Raw genomic sequence first — 23,988 nt, forward strand, 5'->3', positions numbered from 1 at the left:
CAATGCAGTTATCTCATTTGCTTGAACGCTGGTTTCCACATCCATTTGTTTCGGTTCTCATCATTTTATTTTGGTTAATGCTGACGCATAGTCTGGATGCGAGTGATCTTTTGACTGCTATGCTTTTGGGCTTAATTATCCCTCGCTTAGTCAAACCGTTTATTACTCGCACACCGCATATTCACTGGAAACCTGCGGTTAAACTATGTTTTGTGGTTCTTTGGGATATTATTATTTCTAACTTTAAGGTCGCAAAACTTGTTTTGGGGCCTACTAAAAAATTACATCCTAAATGGTATCGCGTACCTTTAGAGACAGAACATGAGCAGGTCAACACCTTACTGGCAATGATCATTACCACAACACCAGGTACGGTTTCTGCGGGTATTGATCAGGAACGTGGGGATATTCTGGTTCATGCTTTGAGCACAGATAATACTGAATCTGATATTCAAGACATCAAACAACGTTATGAAATTCCTCTTATGGAAATTTTTAATGTGAAAAGTAAAACGGAGGCAAGTGCATGACAATCCTACCTTATGCTCTAGGTATTAGCTTGATTGCCATTACAATCTCGATGCTACTTTGCCTTTTTAGACTGGTTATGGGGCCTTCAATTGTAGACCGCCTTTTAGCGCTCGATACGCTTTTCCTCAATGCAACTTGCCTGATTGTTGTGTTAGGCATTTATTGGATGACGACTTCTCTATTTGAAGGAGCACTGCTGGTTGCGATGCTAGGTTTCGTATCTACAGCTGCCTTAGCACGCTACTTCACAACCGGTCATGTTATCGATTAAGGAGAGGTCAAATGCAATTTACAATTGAAATTATTGTTTCGGTCTTTCTGGTTTTTGGCGCCTTCTTCATGTTAGTTGGCTCAATCGGTATGGTCCGTTTACCCGACTTATTCATGCGCTTACACGCGCCAACTAAATCGAGTACGCTTGGTTTAGGAAGCTTTCTGATCGCTTCAATGATATTTTTTGCTTTCGAAGGGCGGTTCGGTTTTGCTGAGCTACTTATTACCCTTTTAGCTTTCATTACCGCACCAGTTTCGGCTAATTTGATTGCTCAAGCTGCGCTACATTTACGTTTACGCTCATTGAGTGGTGAAGTACCTGAAGCTATTGAACGCCCTCTACCTTGGGATCGTTATAAAATTGGTCAGCGCTTTTCACAAAACAAACCACCAATGGAACCTCCTAAAGAATAAAAAATTGAATCAATAAAAAAGCCACCCGAAGGTGGCTTTTTTATTTTGAGTTTTAATTACTCTTCATCATCTGACTTACGTTCTGGTAAATCTTGTACCGCTTTTTCGATTAGACCAAACATATAGTTACCATATGCATTCGTCTTATCGTAATGGAAACGTAAGCGAGGCGTAATACGAGTCTTAATGCGACGGCTCAATTCATGACGCAAGAAACCAGAAGCTTTATTTAATACATCTAAAGTTTCTTTATTTGCTGCTTCACTTTGCTCATCGCCTAGTTCACGTCCCATAACGGTGACATAAACTTCAGCATAACCCATATCCGCACTGACTTTCACCGCAGAGATGGTCACTAGACCACCTAAGCGAGGATCTTTAAGCTCTTGACGGATTAGATCAGACAACTCACGTTGTACTGAATCCGCCATGCGCTTTAAGCGTTGGCTACCCGCCATTAAAGACTCCGTTTAATCAATTGAACATCATACACTTCGATCTTATCTTGTGGTTTGATGTCTTTATAACCTTTCACTGCAAGGCCACATTCCATACCAGCACGAACTTCATCAACAACATCTTTATAACGACGAAGAGATTCAAGCTCGCCTTGGAAAATTACAACATCATCACGTAATACGCGAATCGGTTTATTACGATGTAATGTGCCTTCAAGTACCATACAGCCTGCTGCTGCACCAAACTTACTTGAGTGGAATACTTCACGTACTTCCGCAACACCCAAGATTGTTTCACGATGTTCAGGAGCAAGCTTACCGCTCATGGCATCTTTTACATCATCAATCAATTCATAGATGATGCTGTAGTAACGAATATCGATACCATCTTGGTCACTTCTCTGACGAGCAGTAGTATCGGCACGAACGTTAAAGCCTAATAATACAGCTTCTGAAGATTCAGCAAGAATCACATCAGACTCGGTAATCGCACCAACACCTGAGCTAATTACACGAACTTTTACTTCATCAGTAGATAATTCATGTAGAGCTGCATTCAATGCTTCTAAAGTACCACGTACGTCTGTTTTCAAAACAACGTTCACTGTAGGAACATCTTTTTTGCCCATTGACGACATGATATTTTCTAGACGCATTGCACTTTGACGATCAATACGTTTTTGACGCTCACGGTCAGCACGAGCATCGGCAACTTCACGCGCTTTCTTCTCGTCATTTACAACAAGAACTTCATCACCCGCCATTGGAGCATCTGGAAGACCCAGAATTTCTACCGGAATAGATGGTCCTGCTGATTTAATCGGCTTACCGTTTTCATCAGACATTGCACGGACACGACCATATGATGAACCTGCAAGAACAAGGTCACCAATGTTTAATGTACCGTTTTGAACAAGAATCGAAGTTACTGCACCACGGCCTTTATCAACACGTGCTTCAATAACAACACCTTGCGCAGCACCTTCAGCAGATGCTTTTAATTCCATCAATTCTGATTGAATAAGAATTAAATCAAGGAGTTCATCAATACCTTGTCCACTGTGTGCAGAAACTTTAGCAACTGGAACATCACCACCCCATTCTTCTGGAACGATTTGTTTAGTTGTTAATTCATTTAACACACGGTCTGGATCAGCAGATTCTTTATCCATTTTGTTGATTGCAACAATAATTGGAGTACCTGCTGCACGAGCATGGTCAATTGCTTCTGCAGTTTGTGGCATTACACCGTCATCTGCAGCAACAACTAATACAACGATATCGGTTGCTTTAGCACCACGTGCACGCATTGAAGTAAATGCCGCATGTCCCGGTGTATCAAGGAATGTAATAATTCCTTTGTCTGTTTCAACGTGATATGCACCAATATGCTGGGTAATACCACCTGCTTCTCCAGCCGCCACTTTCGAACGACGGATACGGTCAAGCAATGATGTTTTACCATGGTCAACGTGACCCATAATGGTAACAACTGGCGGACGAGTTGTTTGCTCACCACGAGCTTCTTCAGCTGCTTCAAGCAAGTTATCTTCCGCTTGTGTATCAGAAACTAAAACAGGGTTGTGGCCCATTTCTTCTACAACAAGTGCCGCTGTGTCTTGATCAATAGCTTGATCTTGATTAACCAATTCACCCATTTTCATAAGTGTTTTGATAACTTCACGTACTTTAATCGCCATTTTTTGAGCAAGATCGGCAACAACAATGCTTGAACCGATTTCTACATCATAAACTTGCTTTTTAACTGGCTTTTCAAATCCATGCTTATTCGCTTGGCTTGATTTTAAACCACGTTTGTTATGGTTAACAAAGCTTTGCTCTTCTTGACCACGACGACCACCTTTCTTCCCAGCACGTGGGTTAGTGGTTGCGCCACCGCGTTTAATTTCACGGTCTTCTTGCTTAAATGAATCTTCATAAGCTTGGCCAACTAGACCTGAAGCAAGTGGAGAATCATCAATCACACGAATTGTCGTAGTAGCATCGTCATTTGAATACTTAGACGCCATTTTGCGCATTTGTTCAAGTGTACGTTGCTGAGCTTCTTCAGCCGCTTTACGACGAGCAGCTTCTTCAGTTGCTTTTAACTGAGCTGACTGCTCTTCACGAGCTCGTTTCTGTTCTGGAGTTTCAGCTGGTTTTGGTGCAGGTTTTACTGTACCACCACCACGCTTTTTCACTACAACAGCAGCTTTTGGAGCTGTCTGTGCAGCACTATCTTGTTGATGAGCAGCACGCATAGCATCTAAAGTTGCTTTAGCTTTTTGCTCTGTTTGAAGACGCGCTTTTTGCTCGGCAGTTTCACGCGTTTGCTGTTCTACACGTGCTTTCGCTTCGGCTTCTGCACGTGCTTTAGCTTCAGCTGCAATTTGTTCAGGGTTTGGTTTAGCAAAAACCTGTTTTTTACGTACTTCTACGTTAATTGTTTTTGCTTTGCCTGAAGTACTTGCAACTTTAGCGGTACTGGTTGTTTTACGTTTCAACGCAATTTTTCCTGTGTTACCACTTTCCTGACCATGAACTTTTTTCAAGTGATTGACCAAAGTATCCTGTTGTTCAGTGGTAATAATGTCGTCTGCTGTACGTTGAGGCAAACCTGCTTCACGAGCCTGTTCTAGGAGCTTCTCAACAGGACGTCCTACACTGAGAGCTAACTCTTTAATCGACTTGTCCGTCATATTTCATCTCCTAGTTAAACCATGATTCGCGAGCTTTCATGATCAATTGACCTGCTTTTTCATGACCAAGTCCTTCAATATCAGAGATATCATCAGTAGCCTGATCTGCCAAATCGTCGACAGTAATAATACCGCGAGCGGCAAGCGAGTAAGCGATCTCAGAAGTCATGCCTTCCATAGTAAGAAGGTCTGCGCTCGGTTCTTGAATATTTTCTTGCTGTTTCAAAGCATCAGTAAGGGCTGCTTCTTTTGCACGACTTTGCAATAACTCAACCAACTCAGCATCAAGCTCAATTTCGTCAAAAGTTTCAGCAGGAACATAAGCAATCTCTTCTAAAGAAGTGAAGCCCATCTCCACCAATGCCATTGCTAAATCTTCTTCAATATCGAGACGTGATACAAACATATCAAGATATTGCTGAGCTTCATTTTGCTGACGAGCACGATACTCTTCTTCAAGCATCATGTCGAGTTTGTAGCCAGTTAAATCAGAAGCTAAACGAACGTTTTGACCTTGAGAGCCAATCGCACGAGCTAATTGATCGCTGGTTGCAAAAATAATGTCGGCACTTCTTGCATCTTCATCAAGCACGATGCCTGAAACATCAGCTGGTTCTAATGCACTAGCAATGTATTGAGCCGGATCATCAGACCAGACCACTACATCAATACGTTCACCATTTAACTCTTGTTGTACAGCTTGAATACGCGTACCACGCATACCAATACATGCACCTACAGGGTCAATGCGGTGATCATTTGTTTTCACTGCAATTTTAGCACGAACGCCTGGTTGACGTGCCGCTGCTTTAATTTCAATAATTTCTTCAGAAATTTCAGGAATTTCTTTTTTCATTAAAGCAATTAACATTTCAGGCTTAGCGCGTGATAACAACAACTGAGCGCCACGACCTTCACGGTTAACATTATATAAAATAGCGTTTACACGTTGTTTTGGACGAAGAATTTCTTTTGGAATCATTTCTTCGCGTGCAAGATAAGCTTCTGCGTTGTCGCCTAAGTCGATAATGAAGCCATCTTTGGTTTGTTTTTTCACCTCACCGTAAATTAACTCACCAACTTTAGACTCGTATGCATCAGCAACTAAAGCACGCTCAGCTTCACGAATTTTTTGTACGATAACTTGTTTTGCAATTTGTGCAGCAATACGACCAAACTCAATAGATTCTACTTCGAGTTCACGCACGTCACCAATTGACCATTTAGCTGGATCAACGTCAGAAATTGCATCTTGGCAAGCCGGCATTTCATGATCTTCATCTGCCACAACAGTCCATTGACGGAACGTACGGTAATCACCAGTTTTACGATCAATTTCTACACGAAGCTGAGCTTCTTCAGCATGCGTACCTTCGTAAAATCTTTTCTTCGTTGCAGCAACTAGAGCTTGTTCTAAAGCTTCGAAGATCGCTTCACGACTAACACCTTTTTCATTACTAACCGTTTCAACAACGGTAAGAATTTCGCGGCCCATAAGTCACCTACCGATTTCTTATAAAATTTAAATAAATTTAATCTTGATAGATCAAGTTTGCTTTATCGATATTGTTGCTGTCGATCACAAGCACATGCTTCCCATCAACTTCAACCTGAATTTCTTCATTTTCAAGGTCTACTGCGATAAGTTTTGCTTGAAATTTACGACGGTTTTCTACTGCTGCAATTAAACGCAAAGCAATTTGTTGTCCGATGTAGCCTTGTAACTGTTCTAGTTGAAAAAATGGACGATCCCAACCCGGTGAAGAAACTTCTAATGAATACTCACCTGAAATTGGATCATGAACATCCAACATTGCGCCAACTTGTTGTGTTACACGCACACAATCTTGTACACCAATACCACGGCCTAGTTCTACTTCGCCATCTTCATTAATTACAGGCTCAGCATCTTCACTTACCGCTTTATCGATATAAATACGCAATAATGAACGTTTACCTTGTGGGAGAAACTCGATTCCCCAAAGGTCGACACCACATGCTTCCACTGCAGGAACAATTAAGTCATGCAATGCTTGGGATTTATTTGATAATTTCATTTACTCTCGTCATTCTCGTGCGATTCAATCGGTTGTTTTAACCGACACAGACCTACTATAGTGAAGCATGACTATTTGACCAATTGATGTCGACACTACACGATAGCGATACGATAACCAATAAAAAAGGGCGTTAATCGCCCCTATTTAGCACAGAAAACAATAGTCCACTGTGCAAAAAGGCCCACCTGTCTGTGAGCCTCTTTTAAGAAACTTGGTAGCGGGAGCTGGATTTGAACCAACGACCTTCGGGTTATGAGCCCGACGAGCTACCAGACTGCTCCATCCCGCATCAACGTGCAAAAATTATATACAAATATCGAAAAAAGTCAATGTAAACTTATCCAATATTCGCTTGATTAAGTTGCACCTTAATCAAATTGGTAGCGGGAGCTGGATTTGAACCAACGACCTTCGGGTTATGAGCCCGACGAGCTACCAGACTGCTCCATCCCGCATCAAAAAACTGCTTGCACTCAACTTTCTGGTTCAAAGTTGGTGCGGAAGGGGGGACTTGAACCCCCACGCCCGAAGGCACTACCACCTCAAGGTAGCGTGTCTACCAATTCCACCACCACCGCAGCTTGTGGGACGCATTCTAGTCCTTCCCACTGCAAAAGGAAAGCCCTATTTCGAATTATTGACTCGATTTCGGTGCATTTGGTGAAGTTTCAGGCGATGTCGTTTGAACTGGTGCCGTAGTTTGTACAGTTTTCAAACTATATGCATCAGTAGTCTGTTTTTTTGCGAAAACAGCTAGAGTTAAACTCGTCACAAAAAACAACGCTGTTAAGATAGCAGTAAGTCGAGTAAGGAAGTTACCTGAACCTGAAGCACCAAATACGGTTGCTGCTCCACCACCGCCGAAAGAAGCACCGGCATCAGCACCTTTACCGTGTTGCACTAGAATTAAGGCAATCATCAGTACCGCTAAAATAATATGTACGATCAGTACAAAAGAGTGCATACCCTATCCTCGTTATTTACTTTGTGCAAAGGCTTGTACAATTTGATAAAAAGATGCTGCATTTAACGAAGCACCGCCTACCAACGCACCATTAATATCTGGACATGCCGCCAATTCGACTGCATTTTCAGCTTTTACACTACCGCCATATAAAATCGCAATGTCTGAACCCGCTGGGGTAATCTGACTTAAACCTTCACGAATCTTAGCATGCATTGCCTGTGCATCTTGTGGAGAAGCAGTTTTACCTGTCCCAATTGCCCAGATTGGCTCATAGGCAATTACAATTTGCTTTTGCCACTGCTCAGCAGTCACTACAGGAGCAATATCACAAATTTGTTGCAATACAACTTGTTCTGCCAAACCTTGTTCACGTTGTTCGAGGCTTTCACCGACACAATAAATGACAGTCAAGCCCGCATTTAATGCATTTTGGAGTTTAGCTTTCAAAATTTCAACGTTGTCGCCAAAAATATCACGGCGCTCAGAATGCCCAACCAGTACAAAATTAATTTGGCTATCTTTTAATAGTTCTGCGCTGACTTCGCCAGTATAAGCGCCAGTACCCGCTACACGTGATACATCTTGTGCAACTGTATATACTGTTCTTGCAGCATCTTGCAATTGTGTTTGTACCATTGCAAGTGCAATAGAAACCGGAGCAACCCCTACATGACAGCTTTCATCTGCAATTTGGTTTTGTTGCAATAGTTGTTTAAATTCTTCTATAAGTTGTTTGGCATTGGCACGCATTGGGTTCATTTTCCAGTTGCCAACTACCCAAGGCGTAATCGTCGAACCCGACATACGGCTCACCTTTCATCAAAAATGCAGCACATTCTACACGCATTTATACAAATTTCAGATACTTTTCTTTAACGGCTTTGCCCATATCTTTTCTACTAATTGAAAACAGTTATAAAACTTTATTGAATCTAAAGAATCCTCTTTCAAAAATTAATGAATAAAAACTTCGACTAGTTCAAGCTTTGGCGAGTGGATCAAGACCAGAGCATCATTTTCTCAGGTAGTAATTTTAGATAACAAAAGTATAATTTTTTATATACCAATTATAAACATATGAGCACAGGTAGGCAGATGTCAGTCATACATACATCTCCAAAATTTTCGGGGTTTTTTCGGCGATTAGTCGAAGAAAAACATGTGTCGGCAGCGACCATGCAAACAGCATTAGATGCAGCAAAAAGAGCTAAACGGGATACGGTTGCGTACCTGATTGAAGAGGTTCATCTCTCCCCTTCTTTATTAGCAGAAACAATTTCTATTGAATTTGCTGAACCATATTTTGATCTGGATGTTTACGACACAAGCCAAATTCCCAAAGATTTGGTTGATCAGAAACTGATTTTAAAACATCGGGTCTTACCTCTTATACAAAGAGGACAGATTTTGTATGTCGCGACCAGCAACCCGAGTAATATTGAAGCGATTGATGCCATTCGCTTCAATAGCAAGCTCATGGTTGAGCCAGTTATTGTCGAGCACCATAAGCTTGAGAAAATTCTGGCGCAGCAATTTACCGAAGAAAGTAGCTTCGAATTTAGTGATGAAGAGTTTGATCTTGATGTAGACCTTGAAGCTCCCCCCTCACAAGAGGATGAGGAAGAAACGCCTCAAGGCGATGAAGCACCTATTGTTAAATATATTAATAAATTACTCATCGATGCGATTCGTATGGGGGCTTCAGACTTACATTTTGAACCCTATGAGAAATCATATCGGGTTCGTTATCGAGTCGATGGCGTGTTACGTCAGATTGCAAATCCGCCTTTGCAATTGGCTAACCGTTTAGCTTCTCGTTTAAAAGTCATGTCTCAAATGGATATTTCCGAAAAACGAGTGCCTCAAGATGGTCGTATCAAGCTTAAGTTATCAAAAACTAAAGCCATCGATTTTCGTGTGAACTCACTTCCAACTTTGTTTGGTGAAAAATTGGTTCTGCGTATTCTAGATCCATCTAGCGCAATGCTCGGCATTGATGCCTTAGGATATGAAGAAGATCAGAAAGCTCTTTTTTTAGAAGCACTCGATAAACCACAAGGTATGCTTCTCATTACAGGCCCTACAGGTTCTGGTAAAACGGTATCTTTATATACAGGCTTAAATATTTTAAATACTGAAAGCTCTAATATTTCCACTGCCGAAGATCCAGTCGAAATCAATCTTGAAGGTATTAATCAGGTTAACGTTAACCCGAAAGTAGGTCTTACTTTTTCGGCCGCACTGAAATCTTTTTTACGTCAGGACCCTGACATTATTATGGTCGGTGAGATTCGTGACTTAGAAACGGCTGAGATTGCGATTAAGGCTGCACAAACCGGTCACATGGTAATGTCCACACTGCATACCAATAGTGCTCCAGAAACACTTACTCGCCTACGTAATATGGGTGTTCCATCATTTAATATCGCGACGTCTGTCAATCTGGTGATTGCTCAACGTTTGGCACGTCGGTTATGCCCACAGTGTAAAATTCCTGCCGACATCCCTAAACAGAGCCTAATAGAAATGGGGTTTACCGAACAGGATTTAACCCACCCCGATTTTCAAGTTTTTCAACCTGTGGGTTGTACTGAGTGTCGTGAAGGCTACAAAGGTCGAGTAGGTATTTACGAGGTGATGAAAGTTACACCTGAAATTTCCAAGATTATTATGGAAGATGGCAATGCTTTAGAAATCGCTGCTGCTTCTGAAAAACTGGGGTTTAATAATCTGCGTCGTTCAGGGTTAAAGAAAGTCATGCAAGGCGTCACTTCCTTACAAGAAGTCAACCGCGTGACTAGTGAATAAAAGACAATTTAAAATAAGGATAATTCATGACTGTCAAAAAGGCACAAATGATGCCGACTTTTGCTTATGAAGGGGTTGACCGTAAGGGCGTAAAAATTAAGGGCGAACTTCCAGCTAAGAATATGGCCTTAGCCAAAGTCACCCTACGCAAACAAGGTGTAACTGTCCGTAATATTCGGGAAAAGCGTAAAAATATTCTTGAGGGTTTATTCAAGAAGAAAGTATCAACACTCGATATCACAATTTTTACTAGGCAACTTGCAACGATGATGAAAGCAGGTGTGCCACTGGTACAAGGCTTTGAAATTGTAGCGGAGGGTCTAGAAAACCCAGCCATGCGCGAGGTGGTACTCGGGATTAAAGGTGAAGTTGAAGGTGGTAGTACCTTTGCTTCAGCTTTAAGGAAGTATCCTCAACACTTCGATAACTTATTTTGTTCTCTTGTAGAGTCTGGTGAACAATCTGGTGCACTTGAAACCATGTTGGACCGCGTAGCAATTTACAAAGAAAAAAGTGAATTACTTAAGCAGAAAATTAAGAAGGCTATGAAATATCCAGCAACGGTTATCGTGGTTGCTGTGGTTGTTACCATTATTTTGATGGTTAAAGTAGTTCCTGTTTTCCAAGACCTGTTTTCTTCTTTTGGTGCAGATTTACCTGCATTCACCCAAATGGTCGTGAACATGTCGAAATGGATGCAGGAATACTGGTTCATTATGATTATTGTGATTGGGGCAATTATTGCTGCCTTTCTGGAAGCCAAGAAGCGCAGTAAAAAATTCCGTGATGGCTTAGATAAACTCACACTGAAACTACCTATCTTTGGCGATCTGGTTTATAAGGCGATTATTGCCCGTTATAGCCGTACTTTAGCCACTACGTTTGCCGCAGGTGTTCCGCTCATTGATGCGCTTGAGTCAACGGCTGGTGCAACCAACAATGTCATTTATGAAGAAGCCGTCATGAAAATTCGTGAAGATGTTGCTACAGGCCAACAACTCCAATTTGCAATGCGTGTTTCAAATCGTTTTCCATCTATGGCTATACAAATGGTCGCAATTGGTGAAGAATCTGGTGCACTAGACAGCATGCTCGATAAAGTTGCCACTTATTATGAAAATGAAGTTGATAATGCCGTTGATGGTTTAACTTCAATGATGGAACCTTTAATCATGGCAATTTTAGGGGTGCTCGTAGGTGGTCTAGTGATTGCGATGTATCTTCCAATTTTCCAAATGGGCTCAGTCATATAATGCAAGAAATTATTGCTTATTTTATTCAAAACTTAACTGCACTTTATATTGCAGTTGCACTATTGAGCCTATGTATTGGTAGCTTTTTGAATGTGGTGATTTATCGCACCCCAAAAATGATGGAACAAGATTGGCAGCAGGAATGTCAAATGTTGCTTAATCCCGAACAACCCATCATTGAGCATGAAAAGCTGACATTAAGTAAACCTGCTTCATCATGTCCAAAGTGTCATCAACCTATTCGTTGGTATCAAAATATTCCTGTCATAAGTTGGTTGATGTTAAGAGGAAAATGTGGCCATTGCCAACATCCTATTAGTATTCGTTATCCAGCGATTGAATTACTCACCATGCTATGTTCATTAGTCGTGGTTATGGTATTTGGCCCGACCCTACAAATGCTTTGGGGACTAGTGCTCACTTGGGTTCTGATTGCTTTGACATTTATAGACTTTGATACTCAGCTGCTACCCGATCGTTTCACACTACCTTTGGCTGCTCTCGGCTTAGGTATTAATACCTTTAATATTTACACCTCGCCTAACTCAGCTATTTGGGGATATTTAATCGGCTTTTTATGTCTTTGGATTGTGTATTACTTATTTAAAGTGATTACAGGCAAAGAAGGTATGGGCTACGGCGACTTTAAATTACTTGCCGCATTAGGCGCGTGGATGGGGCCATTGATGCTGCCATTAATTGTGCTATTGTCATCTTTACTTGGTGCAATTATTGGCATCATTTTACTAAAATTACGTAATGATAATCAGCCTTTTGCCTTTGGACCATATATTGCCATTGCGGGTTGGGTTGCCTTTTTATGGGGTGATCAGATTATGAAAATTTATTTGGGAGGTTAAGATGGCTTTTATTCTGGGAATCACAGGTGGTATTGGTAGCGGAAAATCTGCTGCAACGCAATGGTTTGAATCCCAAGGAATCCAAGTCGTCGATGCCGATATTGTTGCTCGCGAAGTGGTTGAAAAAGGCCAACCTGCCCTCCAAAAAATCCAACAAACTTTTGGAGATTGGGTACTTCAACCCGACGGTAATCTAGATCGCCGTGCACTACGTGAATATATTTTTCAAAACCCTGAAGCAAGACAAACACTTGAGAAAATCACGCATCCAGCCATTCGCCAATCTATTGTTCAACAGCTACAAAACCCCAAAAGTCCTTATGTGATTCTAGTTTCACCCCTACTTTTTGAGACCAACCAGCATGAATTGGTTAATCACACTCTATTAGTTGATGCGAGTGAACAAACTCAAATTCAGCGCGCAAGCCAGCGAGATGGGCAAAACCAGGAACAAATCCAGAAAATTATTGCAGCACAAATGCCACGCGAGCGTAAACGTGAACTTGCCAATGACATTGTGTTTAATGACGGATTACTCGAACATTTATATCAGCAATTAGAGCCTTTACATCAAAGCTATTTGAAGCGTGCCAACTAATCTTGATTATTTTTCTGCTGAATCTTTTGTGCCAAGCTATCTTGTCGAAACCAGCGCCAAGGTTGTAAGGCACCGATTCCCATTCCAACCAAACCCACAACAATTGATGGACTTAATAACTCGCCAAGTAAAGGTACAGCTAAAATGGCAGCAATAAACGGCGCCAAAGTGACAATACTTCCCGTTTTAAAAGCACCAAGTCGCTGAATTGCTGCTACATAAGTCAAAGTTGCGATAATAACGACAAACACACCGTGGAAAATGCCCTGTATCGCTAAATGAACAGGACTCACTTCCATGAAGTGTTTAGGCAAAAATAACGCATAGATGGGTAAATAAATAATTGCAGACCAAATCGCAACACTTGCCATAGAGTGCCATGCAGAAAGTTTCCACTGTTTAAGTAATACAGTGAAAATGCCCCACCAAATCGCACTAATAAAAAGAAGTAAATCCCCCACGCCAAAGGCCGAAGCGTTACCTTGCAACATCAACACACTCATGAGAGCCAAGGCAGTAATCATAATTGCCAGACTCACCCATGTATGCTTATCAAATGGTTGTTTAAATAAAATGTATGCTGCAATTGCAGTACAAATTGGAATACAACCATTTAAAAAAATGGCAGCATGTGCAGCGGGAGCATAGAGAAACGCGGTGTAGACGGTAAGACAATAAATGACTCCGCCAATGAGCGCCAAAATAACAGCGTGCTTACTCCACAAAAAAGCGAGATCTTTCTTATAGATCAGAATAGGCATCAAAATCAGGAAGGCGATAGCAAAGCGCAGTGCAGCAATGTCCCAAGCACTGATGTGCCACTGTGCATTTAAACGGGCAAAAAGTGTAAACCCGCCCCAAATGCACATGGTCACCAATACAAAAAAATAACCTTGCTTACGGGGAGACATATGAAGACTGCTTACAAAACTAGAAAGGCAGCTAGATTATACCTCAGAACGCTGACGACAAGCCTCATAAAGTGCCATACCCGTTGCCACACTCACATTTAGGCTTTGTAAATTTCCAGACATCGGAATATAAACTTTATGATCACACTGTGCCTGTGTAATTGGGCGTAAACCCGTATCTTCTGCTCCCATTACGATCACGACTGGACCCGCGAAATCACATTTTTGAATTGGCATTGCACTTTCATCAAGCATAGTGCCAATCACACGTGTATGAGTCGTCTCTTTGAGATGGGCTAATGTACGAGCCAAGTTTGTTACTTGGATGAATTTAACTTTCTCAGCTCCACCCGCTGCAACTTTACGAGCTGTTGGGGTTAAACTTGCCGAACGATCACGAGGTACAATCACCGCTTGCACACCCATTGCAGCTGCGGTACGAATGCAGGCTCCTAAGTTATGCGGGTCTGTCACCTGATCTAATGCCAGCAATAAAGCATCTGGGGTTTCAGCCAAGATCTGATCTAGATCTTTTTCATTTAAAGTCGGATGCGGACGTACTGCTGCAACCACACCTTGATGAAACGGTAGACCAGCAAGCTTTTCGAGACTATCACGGCTTGCTTTTTGTACACTAATTCCAAAAGGCTCTGCCAATTGCAAAATCTTTTGCAAACGCTGGTCATCCCGTCCTTTTAAAGTAAACAGGGTTAGCACACGTTCCGGCTCAAGTTCTAACAATGACTCCACTGAATGAACGCCATAATAATATTCCGGTTTTGCCATGCATGACCTCTAACAACGTTTGAGCAAAAAATAAAAATCCTGCAAAGCCAACTTCACAGGATTTCTTTGGGCATAGTGTACCCGATTTGAATAGGAATTTCTTAGCCTTCTAAATGGCACACGTAATCGAGCACTTCATCAGTTTCGATTTTAAAAAGACTATTACCAGGCACATAAAATGATTGGCCTGCACGGAACAACTCACTTTCATTACTGTCCGCAATTGTTACGCGGCATTCACCTGAAATAATTTCCATACGCTCAGGAACATGGGTTTCAAAAGTTAAAGCTTGCTCAGTCGGCAAAATAACACCTAGTGTTTTCTTCGTTCCATCTTCAAATTGCACGGTATGGCTGATACATGCTCCACCAAAATAAACGTTTGATTTTTTGATGACCGTTACATGATCAAATTGGGTTGAACTCATGCACACTCTCCAGATAATGCCGTATTTATATAAATTATGATGAATGTAGTTTAATTGTGCCTAAATAACTAATCAATCAGTTTTCATACGGATAGACTTGTAATTTCCACTGCTGTGCCTGAATTTTTTTGGCAAAAGCATAAGGTAAGTTGATCTCAATATTTCGACTACTCGACACAATTGCATCGTATCTGCAAACTTCGACCTGATTTTCATCTAGAAGTATCCAACATACTCTTTGTGCAGTTGGATGGGCAACTGCTGTAGCAATTATTGGTGAACCGTCATTCATTCCTACATGAAAATTTTCACTGTCGTTTTGCATTAACGTCCGATCATAAGCTGGAAAATCGATAGCATCTGAATCAAATTGCTGACTATCGTGTATAAGCACACTTTGTTTTAAGGTTGGCCAAATACAGTAACGCAAATAATGTTGATCCATCACCCGATTATCCAGATAACGTCCGGTGGCAACATAATCCCTGATATGTGCTTCAATATTATGAAAAATCCCTGTACACCCGCCCCACATTCCAGCCAAAATTAACTCAGTATGAGAATAATTATCACGCATTAAGTGAAACCATTTATCACTCTTGAGCCACGCATCTACAGCTGCTTTTTCGCGGTGCGAGACAATGGAGTCGGCATCACGTATCAGAAAACGCTTAATTGTCGGATCATCCATTACCAAAAAGCGCCAGAACAGACCAGATAGCTGTTTTTGAGAATCTGTAACCTGAATAACTTGCGCGCCCTTCTCTTTTAAACGCTGTTGCACCAGTACTGGCACCGTATCATCGACATAAAAGCGACACGTCCATTCAGGATAAATTTGTTTGGCTAACTGAATATTTAAAATAGAGGTTTCACAATAACGAGGGTTTGCCCCAAACAAAGAAAAAGCAATAATATTTTCTTCAGGATTTGCACTAAAGGTTGGTGGTGCATGATCTGGAATTGCCAAAACAGGTTCGCTCTTCGCTAGTTCTTTTTTGGTTGCAATTGCCAAGCGTCCAAATTTGATTGTTTCTTCTTTTTTCTTTAAATGATGACAAACTTCTGTGAGTCCATCATATAAATTTGTATTTACGTTAGCTCCACTTGCTTGAATCGCTTGTAAATAATGTTGATGGGCATCGTTATAACGGCCTAAGCGCAATTCGGTATAAGCTAAATCTGATAAGGCACCAGCATGCTTGGGAACTAAATTAACAGCTTGTTTAACATGTTGATAAGCTTTGGCATAATCCCCTTGTGCTGCTGCCTGTTTAAATGCATTAAAATGCTGATTTAAAATTTTATTCATTTCCGCAGGATTATTTTTTTTATGGCGGTTGATCATCCCTATTGGTGGTTTCGGTAAGCTTAATGTTTTTTTCATTGTAAATATCCGCAATCTTGCTGTTCTATAATTTCAGTTAGAATAATAGATCACTTGTAGCAAATTCAAAACTTCTCTATCTTTAACCCATAATTTGGCGCGTTGGATGCGTTTATGCTCACACATTTAACTTTAATTAATTTTGCATTAGCTGATCATTTGGCTATTGATATAGAACAAGGATTTAATGTTCTAACAGGCGAAACAGGTGCCGGAAAATCATTATTACTGGATGCACTCTCTGCCTGCCTAGGGGAACGTACAGATACAAATTATGTCCGTTATGGTTCGGACAAAGCGGATATTACCGCTGTTTTTACCTATCAAAATAATAGTCCTGAAGCAAAATGGCTCCAAGACCACGAGCTAGATGATGATTCTGGGGAAATTCATTTACGTCGTGTTATTTTTGCAACTGGACGTAGTAAAGCTTGGGTCAATGGACGTCCGAGCAGCTTATCTGAACTTAAAGAATTAGGGCGTTTGCTGGTTCAACTTTATAGTCAGCACAGTCAACAGCAACTTCTTGAACCGCCTTATCCAAAGCATTGGTTAGACCGTTATAACAATTTTTATGCTGAAGCGAATGATGTACGTGAAGCTTATAGCACATGGCAACGTACCATTCGTTTGCACCAAGCGGCCCTAGATGCACAAGCAACGCGTCTACAACGCATTGGTACTTTAGAGCATCAAATTGAAGAACTCGAAGAGGTCATTCAAACTGACTATAAAGAAATTGAGCAAGAGTTCGATCGCCTCAGTCATCATGAACATATCATGCAAGATTGTAGCTATAGCTTAAATGTTTTAGATGAAGCTGAGCAAAACATTACTCAAGAAATGTCTTCGATTATTCGTAGATTAGAATCCCACGCGGGCCGTAGCGAACAACTTTCCGAGATTTATAATTCTTTACTGAATGCTCAAAGTGAAATAGATGATGCAACAGCAAACTTGCGTCAATTTATTGATCGTCAAAGTTTTGATCCAGAACGAATGGAAGAACTTAACTCTAAACTTGAAGTTTTCCATCGACTTGCTCGTAAATACCGTACTCAACCAGAAACACTTAAAGAAGAGTACGAAACTTGGCAAAGTGAGCTTGAGCAATTACATCAACTTGAAGACCCAGAAACATTGGCAGAGCAAGTTGAAAAGTCACATGAGGAATTCTTAGAGAAAGCTCAGCATTTAGACAACATTCGTCGTGAAGCTGCTACCCCACTTGCTAAACAATTAACAGAACAAGTTAAACCTTTAGCGCTACCAGAGGCACATTTTGAGTTTAAGTTTGAACCACTAGAGCAACCTACCGCTGAAGGTTTGAGTTTTATTCAGCTATTATTTACTGCCAATAAGGGTATTCCTCCACAACCATTAGCGCGCGTCGCTTCAGGCGGTGAACTTTCACGTATTGCACTTGTCATGCAAGTCATGAATGCTGAAAAAACCGAAGCAGAAGTGTTAGTGTTTGATGAAATTGATGTCGGGATTAGTGGCGGTACAGCAGAAGTTGTGGGACGTTTACTTGCCGACTTAGCCCAACATGTTCAACTTTTATGTATTACTCATCAAGCACAAGTTGCTGCACAATCAGATCAGCATTTATTAGTGAAGAAACAACAAACTGATCCAGCAAGCAGTACAATTGTTGAATTAGATGAAAATCAAATCATTTTAGAGTTAGCTCGCATGTCAGGCGGTGTTGAAATTAATGAAACAACCTTGCAACACGCAAAACAATTACGCCAACTTAAATTTCAGGCTTCTTCAAATTAATAAAAAATGAGAGAAAAAGATTGGCGAAATCCGATTAACTCTTGTATGTTGATAAAAAGAACCTATATAGATAAAAGGGTCGAGAGACCCTCTAGTGACATTTTTTGAGGGAGAACCGCTTAGGTGACCAAACAATATCTGACTCACCGTTGTCTGATTGCCCCGCCAGAAATGGCAGATGACTTTTTCGCAAACACTGTAATTTATCTTGCCCGTCATGATGAAGAAGGTGCTCAAGGCATTATTATTAACCGCCCTTCCGGCATTCAAATTAAAGAATTACTCAATGATCTCGACATTGAAGCAGATAATGTAAATCCACATGTGGTTTTACAAGGTGGGCCATTACGTCCCGAGGCTGGATTCGTTCTTCATACTGGACAACCGACATGGCATTCATCTATTGCTGTAGGTGAAAATGTTTGTATTACCACCAGTAAAGATATTCTTGATGCGATTGCCCACAATGAAGGTGTTGGTCGATATCAAATTGCTTTAGGTTATGCGAGCTGGGGTAAAAACCAGTTAGAAGATGAAATTACGCGCGGTGACTGGCTCATTTGTGATGCCGATATGGATCTGATTTTTAACCTGCCTTATGACGATCGTTGGGATGCAGCCTATAAAAAAATCGGTGTAGATCGTGCTTGGTTAGCATCTGAAATCGGACATGCTTAATGACCGAAACACAATCAAAATCGATTATGGCTTTTGACTTTGGTACTCAAAAAATGGGAATGGCAATTGGTCAGTCTTCAATTGAAAGTGCCAATCCTCTCCCTCTATTTGTGATGAAAGATGGAATTCCAAACTGGGATCAACTCTTAAAAATCGTGAAAGAATGGCAACCTGATCTATTTTTGGTTGGTTTGCCTTTGAATATGGATGATAGCGAGTCAGAACTTTCTACACGTGCTCGCAAATTTGCGAGACGTTTACGCCATCAAACCAATATTGAAACATTAATGGTAGATGAGCGTTTAACTACACGTGAAGCACGAGAAGAACTCGGTTTCTACCAAGAGCAAGGTCGAGCAAAAAAACTTTCTGCAGATAGTTTTGCAGCCGCCTTACTCATTCAGAGTTGGTATCGAAATCCGGTCGGTTTAACCCCGTAATATTAAAAAGGAAGGCTAAAGCCTTCCTTTTTTATTTCTCGATAATATGCACAGTTGCCGTACGTCCAGAGACAAAAGCAAGCTGGTTTTTTGGTGTTTCATCTAATACGATTTTCACAGGCACACGCTGCGCTAAACGAACCCAGCTAAATGTTGGGTTTACATTGGCAAGAAGATTAGAGCTGCTTGAGCGTTCACGATCTTCAATACCCGATGCAATACCCTGTACATGGCCTTTAATTTTCTGACTATCACCCATTAACTGTACACTGGCCTGATCTCCAACATGAATACGGTTTAACTTCGTCTCTTCAAAATAGCCCACAACATAGAGTTGTTTACGGTCAAGTAGTGCCGCAACAGCCTGACCAACTTGAACATAGTTACCTGGGCGCATATCAAAGTTAGATAAAGTACCATCAGCTGGAGCAATTACCGCAGCACGATGCATATTAAGCTCGGCCAAATGCAAGTTGCTCGTTGCCGCCTCAATCAGAGCCTGTTGTTGCTTAACAGTTGCTTCGGCTTGTTGAATAGCAGCTTGGAGTTGCTCATGTTCAGCGTGAGATTGATCACGTGTTGCGAAAACTTGATCTTGTTCTTGTTTAGAGATAGCGCCATCCATGAGGTTTGAATAGCGGCTTGCGTTTTTCTCGGCTAACTTAATATTCGTATCCGATTTAATCAGGTTCGCTTTTGCTTGTGCTAAACCAGCTTGCGCTTGTGCAAAGGCTGCATTTGCTTTTGCTAAATCAGATTTTGCTTGCTCTACGTCTAAAGCGCGGCGAGAAACATCAATTTTAAAGAGCACCTGACCTTTTTTTACAGTCTGGTTATCTTGAACCAATACTTCTGTCACAAGCCCCGCGACATCCGAAGATACTTGAATAACGTCACCACGAACTCGACCATCACGCGTCCACGGCGCTGCATTATAGTAATTCCATAAATGCACAATGGTATAGACCGCTACCATTAATGCGACAATCAAAATCACTGGACGGATGACTTTTTTCAAATCCACCTGATTCATTTCACTCACCTAACTCAATCTTTAATTTCGCAAACATCTCTACGCACCGACCCCAACAAAAATTTGATGTATTACCAAAAGTAATAAGAGGTAAAAACACAAATTAAAAATACTAGGTAATGCAATCCAGCCTTGTGCAATCAACTTATTTGTTAAAGGACTTAACCCACGGAAACAGATATATGCCAAGAGTGCTTGAACGAGCAAAGAAGGCACATAAATACCATAAACATTAAACTCACCCATTTGCTGTGGCTCCTCTTAGGGTGCTGCTTTCATTCATTTGCTCTGATGAAACATGGCACATGCTATAAGCAATATTGTTCAGTGAAATGAGTAGTCTTTGTCGTATAGTCATATCTTCAACATTTGAAGCAAGCTGTTTTAATTCAAATAATGCTCGGTAGATTTTCTCTACTAAAACTGTCGTATCGTTTCCGTCATTTTCTTTAGCTCTAAACAGCTCATCCAGATTTTGTTGCAAATCACCAATATGCTGAGTGAGTTCGGATGTTTGAGGAAACTGATTAGCCAACTCTTGTAATCGGCTTAAATCAACAATACTACTCGACTCAATTAGTGCTTGTTGAATTGAGGCTTTAATCTCATCCGATTGCACCATTTTGCTGTTCAGAATCCCAATCCGATCTAACATACTGCGTAGATGAACTTTAAAATCAAGACCATATGGCAGGTAGATCGCTTGTCGCATGGCACGGTAATGCAAGGCTAAAATACGGCTGGCACTCGTGTCTGGTGACATGGCACGAACAACATCAATGACAATCAAAGACACTAAAACACCTAAGATCATGGCAAATGAACTATCAAGATAAGACACCGCATCCATGCTATAAGCATTGTGCAGGTTTAGCCCCATCATGGTATTAATACCCAAAACCATTCCTACTGGCATTAGCATCTGGTTAGCCATCATAGACACTGCGAATAAGAACATCGGTAATAAAACCAGTCCAAGTTCCCAAAAAGTTGTGACATGTGGAAAAATACCAAACGCATAAATGAAAACTAAAACGGCTGAAGCAATACTACCCCAGATAAAAATACGCAGAACCGGAACGGGGTTATCTAAGGCCGTTAAAATACAGGCGGTTACTGCACCCATTTGTGCCATCATAAATCCAGCTTTCCATCCCGAAACAATCCAGACCCCAGTCACAATAAATGTAATAAGAACTGCACTAATACCGCCCCGTATCGCCACACCATGGTCACGGTGCAAACTTGGATATTTGGTCGTCATTGGGGTAATGTTGTCAGGAATTTCTTTATTACCTTGCTGAATTCGCTGCCACAAGACTTTAACGGCCAACACATTGCTAATGAAATGGCGCACATCCATTTTCATAGCTGCAACCAAAACTTGTTGATGTGTAGAAGCCGATTCCATCAAACTTGCAAAATCACTTTCAAAATCATCAGGCAACTGCAAAATATTTTCATCAATAATCAGATCTTTTTGCTCTAAAAACTGTACAACATGAGCTGAAAGCTGTTGCAGTTTTTCTGCATGAGTCTCGATAAATCTAAGTTCTTGGAGCTGCTTGATACGCTCAGATAAAGCGACTAGATTAGCGACCACCATTGAGATTTGATGAAGCATTTCCTGCAAGGGTTTGGTCATGCCATGCAGTTCACCCTTTTCATAACTCAAATGTACTGCCAAGGCATGAATATCTGTGGTGTCGCGAGTAATGGCAGCCAAAAGCTGGGTATTGTTCTGCTGCGAATCTGTATTTAATAAATTAGCAAACAGATTTTCTGTATCTTTTAGGGCTTTTATCACCCGCTGTTTAATTGCTGAGCCAATATGCATTGGAAGAATCGTGGCAGAAACCACTGCACTTGAAATCACGCCAATCGAAATTTCTATAACCCGAGCTAAAGCAATATCGAATATATTGTATTGATCAATATAGGTAATCGCATTGAAGACGATCATGGCTGTCGAGTAACCCGCCAGCATAAAAGCATAACTACGTGGAGTACGATCAAGTAACGACACATAAAGCGCAAAACCCACCCACAACGATAACACCACGGTAAATATCCAAGGTGTATTAATTAAATGTGGTGTTAGAGTTAAGGCAATCACAGCTCCACCAATTGTCCCTACCACCCGATAGACACATTTAGAGGACACCATTCCTGAATATGGATTGGCAATAATCAGGACTGTACCAATCGACCACATCGGGTTAATCAGATCTAATTCAAATGAAACAAATAGTGCCAACATTCCGGCAATAAATGTTTTTAAGGCAAAGATCAGATCAAGCCTACTCGGGCGGAACGCCAGTATTTGCTTTAATAACATGAACTCATCTCAAATACAGATTTGAACTGATGAGCATGCCCTTCAATATTTGATTGTCTTTCTAAAGACAACACAACTTTGCCATTTGCCTCAAAGCAAATGATATGAGGAGCATCCTTCAATACAATGATTTTTCCACATCTCGCCTGATTGGCCGAGATGCTTTCAGTTTGGGCGCCATTTAAACGGCCAAGCTTTGGAAAGAAGAGGTATCAAGAAATCAATCTGGAACCGATCAATTTCTCAATTAGATATTTTGTTTGGCAATTTTTTCAAAATAAAGCAATTTAGTCAACTAAAATATCTCTATTTGATAATTTGATATATTTTTTAATTATCGTATATGATGTATAAGCCAAGAGAAGTTTTCTCTTTGTCAGAGTAAAATACTCAAATCAGGCATTTATTTTAGAATTGAGACAAACCTTCTTTTTTTCTGTTATAAAAACTCAAAGATGACTCGTTGTTAAAGGATACGAACAAGACATTATGGCAATTTCAAGTTTTGGCAAAATTTTAACCGTACTGGATCTATTTTCAGTTTCGCGTCCAATCATTAATGTCGATATTATTTGCGAAGAACTTGGCTTGTCCAAACCAACGAGTTACCGTTACCTCAAAGAACTAGTATCGGCTGATCTATTAAAGCGTATTAATGGAACCTCTGGCGATTATACCTTAGGCTCAAAAATTGCTGTTCTTGACTATATATCCAGAACAACCGATCCATTAGTTCAGATCAGCACACCGTTTATGCGAAATATTGTAGAACGTACCGAACTGTGCTGTTTGCTTACCTATTTAAATGATGACTATTGCATTGACATACATCATGAAATATTTAAAGACACTGAGCTACTTTCATATGGCCGAGGCTGCCCAAGACCGATTTACGTTGGATCATCTCCAAAAACAATGGTTTCGCATTTAAGTAAACAACGCATGCAAGACTACTACCACCGTTACCAGCAAGAATTAAAACAATCAGGTTTTGCTGAAGATGAACCAAGCTTTATTCAGCGTATGCGTAAAATTAAAAAACAAGGGTTCTATTTCTCACAAGGTGAGATTGACCCAAATGTTTCAGGTCTAGCGGTTCCTGTCCGATTTTCAACCAAAGAAGTACCTTTAGCTTTGACCTTAGTTGCCTCCAAAAATCGTTTTGATTTTTTAAATGTTGAAAAGCTCATCGAAATTTTGCAAGAAAATGCAGCACTTATTGAACAACGTTTTATGGAATTATCTGAAAAAGGGGAAATCTAAAACCCCCACCTTATGATAATT

General features: G+C 40.8%; 25 protein-coding genes and 3 tRNA genes. 11 read left to right on the forward strand and 17 right to left on the reverse strand.

Annotated elements, in window-relative coordinates; genetic code table 11:
• Window positions 1–2: 2 nt before the first annotated feature.
• From RFW85_RS11975 to RFW85_RS11985, 3 genes are read left to right on the forward strand one after another with little or no spacing between them, the layout of a single operon-like run.
• The gene (locus tag RFW85_RS11975) at window positions 3–530 is read left to right on the forward strand and encodes a Na+/H+ antiporter subunit E (protein WP_309171561.1); all 528 of its coding nucleotides are present in this window, start codon (window positions 3–5) and stop codon (window positions 528–530) included.
• On the forward strand, window positions 527–802 hold the full coding sequence (locus RFW85_RS11980) for a monovalent cation/H+ antiporter subunit F (protein WP_016142368.1): 276 nt from the start codon (window positions 527–529) through the stop codon (window positions 800–802). The genes RFW85_RS11975 and RFW85_RS11980 overlap by 4 nt, the downstream gene beginning before the upstream one ends.
• A gap of 11 nt (window positions 803–813) precedes the next feature.
• A complete protein-coding gene (locus RFW85_RS11985) occupies window positions 814–1,218 on the forward strand; it encodes a Na+/H+ antiporter subunit G (RefSeq protein ID WP_170247561.1) in 405 nt (134 codons plus the stop codon).
• Between the two features lie 56 nt (window positions 1,219–1,274).
• Here the strand turns inward: RFW85_RS11985 and RFW85_RS11990 are convergent, their stop codons facing one another.
• The 9 genes from RFW85_RS11990 to tpiA all read right to left on the reverse strand — a co-directional run bounded on the left by RFW85_RS11990 (window position 1,275) and on the right by tpiA (window position 8,206).
• Complete coding sequence (locus RFW85_RS11990; protein WP_002157043.1) at window positions 1,275–1,676, reverse strand: ribosome-binding factor A; 402 nt, start codon at window positions 1,674–1,676, stop codon at window positions 1,275–1,277.
• The gene (gene infB / locus RFW85_RS11995) at window positions 1,676–4,375 is read right to left on the reverse strand and encodes a translation initiation factor IF-2 (RefSeq protein ID WP_039763518.1); all 2,700 of its coding nucleotides are present in this window, start codon (window positions 4,373–4,375) and stop codon (window positions 1,676–1,678) included. Before infB ends, RFW85_RS11990 begins: the two co-directional genes overlap by 1 nt.
• A 10-nt stretch (window positions 4,376–4,385) precedes the next feature.
• A complete protein-coding gene (gene nusA / locus RFW85_RS12000; RefSeq protein WP_002115134.1) occupies window positions 4,386–5,870 on the reverse strand; it encodes a transcription termination factor NusA in 1,485 nt (494 codons plus the stop codon).
• A 37-nt stretch (window positions 5,871–5,907) separates the two neighbouring features.
• Window positions 5,908–6,432 carry a ribosome maturation factor RimP gene (gene rimP, locus RFW85_RS12005; RefSeq protein WP_002114922.1) on the reverse strand — a complete coding sequence of 175 codons (525 nt, stop codon included), beginning with the start codon at window positions 6,430–6,432 and terminating at the stop codon, window positions 5,908–5,910.
• A 215-nt stretch (window positions 6,433–6,647) separates the two neighbouring features.
• A tRNA-Met gene (locus RFW85_RS12010) sits at window positions 6,648–6,724 on the reverse strand.
• A gap of 89 nt (window positions 6,725–6,813) precedes the next feature.
• A tRNA-Met gene (locus RFW85_RS12015) sits at window positions 6,814–6,890 on the reverse strand.
• Window positions 6,891–6,928: 38 nt separating this feature from the next.
• Window positions 6,929–7,013: transfer RNA gene (locus RFW85_RS12020), tRNA-Leu, on the reverse strand.
• Between the two features lie 56 nt (window positions 7,014–7,069).
• Complete coding sequence (gene secG, locus RFW85_RS12025) at window positions 7,070–7,399, reverse strand: preprotein translocase subunit SecG (RefSeq protein ID WP_002115012.1); 330 nt, start codon at window positions 7,397–7,399, stop codon at window positions 7,070–7,072.
• Window positions 7,400–7,411: 12 nt separating this feature from the next.
• The gene (tpiA, locus tag RFW85_RS12030; RefSeq protein WP_046812055.1) at window positions 7,412–8,206 is read right to left on the reverse strand and encodes a triose-phosphate isomerase; all 795 of its coding nucleotides are present in this window, start codon (window positions 8,204–8,206) and stop codon (window positions 7,412–7,414) included.
• A gap of 291 nt (window positions 8,207–8,497) precedes the next feature.
• On the opposite strand from tpiA, the gene pilB reads away from it, so the two are divergent.
• Genes pilB through coaE form a run of 4 tightly spaced genes read left to right on the forward strand, consistent with a single transcriptional unit; the run spans window position 8,498 to window position 12,921 of the window.
• Window positions 8,498–10,210 carry a type IV-A pilus assembly ATPase PilB gene (pilB, locus tag RFW85_RS12035; protein ID WP_005065876.1) on the forward strand — a complete coding sequence of 571 codons (1,713 nt, stop codon included), beginning with the start codon at window positions 8,498–8,500 and terminating at the stop codon, window positions 10,208–10,210.
• 26 nt (window positions 10,211–10,236) lie between these two features.
• A complete protein-coding gene (locus tag RFW85_RS12040) occupies window positions 10,237–11,463 on the forward strand; it encodes a type II secretion system F family protein (RefSeq protein WP_125738580.1) in 1,227 nt (408 codons plus the stop codon).
• Window positions 11,463–12,323 carry an A24 family peptidase gene (locus tag RFW85_RS12045; RefSeq protein ID WP_170247558.1) on the forward strand — a complete coding sequence of 287 codons (861 nt, stop codon included), beginning with the start codon at window positions 11,463–11,465 and terminating at the stop codon, window positions 12,321–12,323. Before RFW85_RS12040 ends, RFW85_RS12045 begins: the two co-directional genes overlap by 1 nt.
• Before the next feature lies 1 nt (window position 12,324).
• Window positions 12,325–12,921, forward strand: coding sequence for a dephospho-CoA kinase (gene coaE, locus RFW85_RS12050; protein WP_130120472.1), 597 nt, complete (start codon window positions 12,325–12,327; stop codon window positions 12,919–12,921).
• Here the strand turns inward: coaE and RFW85_RS12055 are convergent.
• From RFW85_RS12055 to RFW85_RS12070, 4 genes are all read right to left on the reverse strand, one after another.
• Entirely contained in the window at window positions 12,918–13,832 is a 915-nt protein-coding gene (locus tag RFW85_RS12055; RefSeq protein ID WP_309171562.1) for a DMT family transporter, read from the reverse strand. The two genes, coaE and RFW85_RS12055, sit on opposite strands and share 4 nt — an antisense overlap.
• 36 nt (window positions 13,833–13,868) lie before the next feature.
• The gene (rlmB, locus tag RFW85_RS12060; protein ID WP_016142380.1) at window positions 13,869–14,618 is read right to left on the reverse strand and encodes a 23S rRNA (guanosine(2251)-2'-O)-methyltransferase RlmB; all 750 of its coding nucleotides are present in this window, start codon (window positions 14,616–14,618) and stop codon (window positions 13,869–13,871) included.
• Between the two features lie 101 nt (window positions 14,619–14,719).
• On the reverse strand, window positions 14,720–15,046 hold the full coding sequence (locus RFW85_RS12065; protein ID WP_002115102.1) for a pyrimidine/purine nucleoside phosphorylase: 327 nt from the start codon (window positions 15,044–15,046) through the stop codon (window positions 14,720–14,722).
• 76 nt (window positions 15,047–15,122) lie between these two features.
• Window positions 15,123–16,433: a tetratricopeptide repeat protein gene (locus RFW85_RS12070; protein WP_309171563.1), complete on the reverse strand. Its 1,311-nt coding sequence runs from the start codon at window positions 16,431–16,433 to the stop codon at window positions 15,123–15,125.
• Window positions 16,434–16,547: 114 nt separating this feature from the next.
• Here RFW85_RS12070 and recN point away from each other — a divergent pair, with 114 nt between their 5' ends.
• From recN to ruvX, 3 genes are all read left to right on the forward strand, one after another.
• Window positions 16,548–18,215, forward strand: coding sequence for a DNA repair protein RecN (recN, locus tag RFW85_RS12075; RefSeq protein ID WP_309171564.1), 1,668 nt, complete (start codon window positions 16,548–16,550; stop codon window positions 18,213–18,215).
• Between the two features lie 123 nt (window positions 18,216–18,338).
• The gene (locus RFW85_RS12080; protein WP_002114753.1) at window positions 18,339–18,893 is read left to right on the forward strand and encodes a YqgE/AlgH family protein; all 555 of its coding nucleotides are present in this window, start codon (window positions 18,339–18,341) and stop codon (window positions 18,891–18,893) included.
• A complete protein-coding gene (gene ruvX / locus RFW85_RS12085; RefSeq protein WP_002115066.1) occupies window positions 18,893–19,333 on the forward strand; it encodes a Holliday junction resolvase RuvX in 441 nt (146 codons plus the stop codon). The genes RFW85_RS12080 and ruvX overlap by 1 nt, the downstream gene beginning before the upstream one ends.
• Window positions 19,334–19,364: 31 nt before the next feature.
• Here ruvX and RFW85_RS12090 read toward each other — a convergent pair whose 3' ends face one another.
• From RFW85_RS12090 to RFW85_RS12105, 4 genes are read right to left on the reverse strand one after another with little or no spacing between them, the layout of a single operon-like run.
• On the reverse strand, window positions 19,365–20,366 hold the full coding sequence (locus RFW85_RS12090; RefSeq protein ID WP_170247555.1) for an HlyD family secretion protein: 1,002 nt from the start codon (window positions 20,364–20,366) through the stop codon (window positions 19,365–19,367).
• A 39-nt stretch (window positions 20,367–20,405) separates the two neighbouring features.
• Window positions 20,406–20,612, reverse strand: a complete 207-nt coding sequence (locus tag RFW85_RS12095; protein ID WP_002115096.1) for a DUF1656 domain-containing protein — start codon at window positions 20,610–20,612, stop codon at window positions 20,406–20,408.
• Window positions 20,605–22,704: an FUSC family protein gene (locus tag RFW85_RS12100; protein ID WP_170247554.1), complete on the reverse strand. Its 2,100-nt coding sequence runs from the start codon at window positions 22,702–22,704 to the stop codon at window positions 20,605–20,607. The genes RFW85_RS12095 and RFW85_RS12100 overlap by 8 nt, the downstream gene beginning before the upstream one ends.
• Entirely contained in the window at window positions 22,695–22,826 is a 132-nt protein-coding gene (locus tag RFW85_RS12105; protein WP_002115031.1) for a hypothetical protein, read from the reverse strand. The genes RFW85_RS12100 and RFW85_RS12105 overlap by 10 nt, the downstream gene beginning before the upstream one ends.
• A 367-nt stretch (window positions 22,827–23,193) precedes the next feature.
• On the opposite strand from RFW85_RS12105, the gene RFW85_RS12110 reads away from it, so the two are divergent.
• Window positions 23,194–23,967 (forward strand): IclR family transcriptional regulator, encoded by a 774-nt coding sequence (locus RFW85_RS12110; RefSeq protein ID WP_016142387.1) that lies wholly within the window; start codon window positions 23,194–23,196, stop codon window positions 23,965–23,967.
• Window positions 23,968–23,988: the final 21 nt, after the last annotated feature.

Source organism: Acinetobacter sp. 12966 (assembly GCF_031196995.1).
GTDB classification, from domain to species: domain Bacteria; phylum Pseudomonadota; class Gammaproteobacteria; order Pseudomonadales; family Moraxellaceae; genus Acinetobacter; species Acinetobacter geminorum.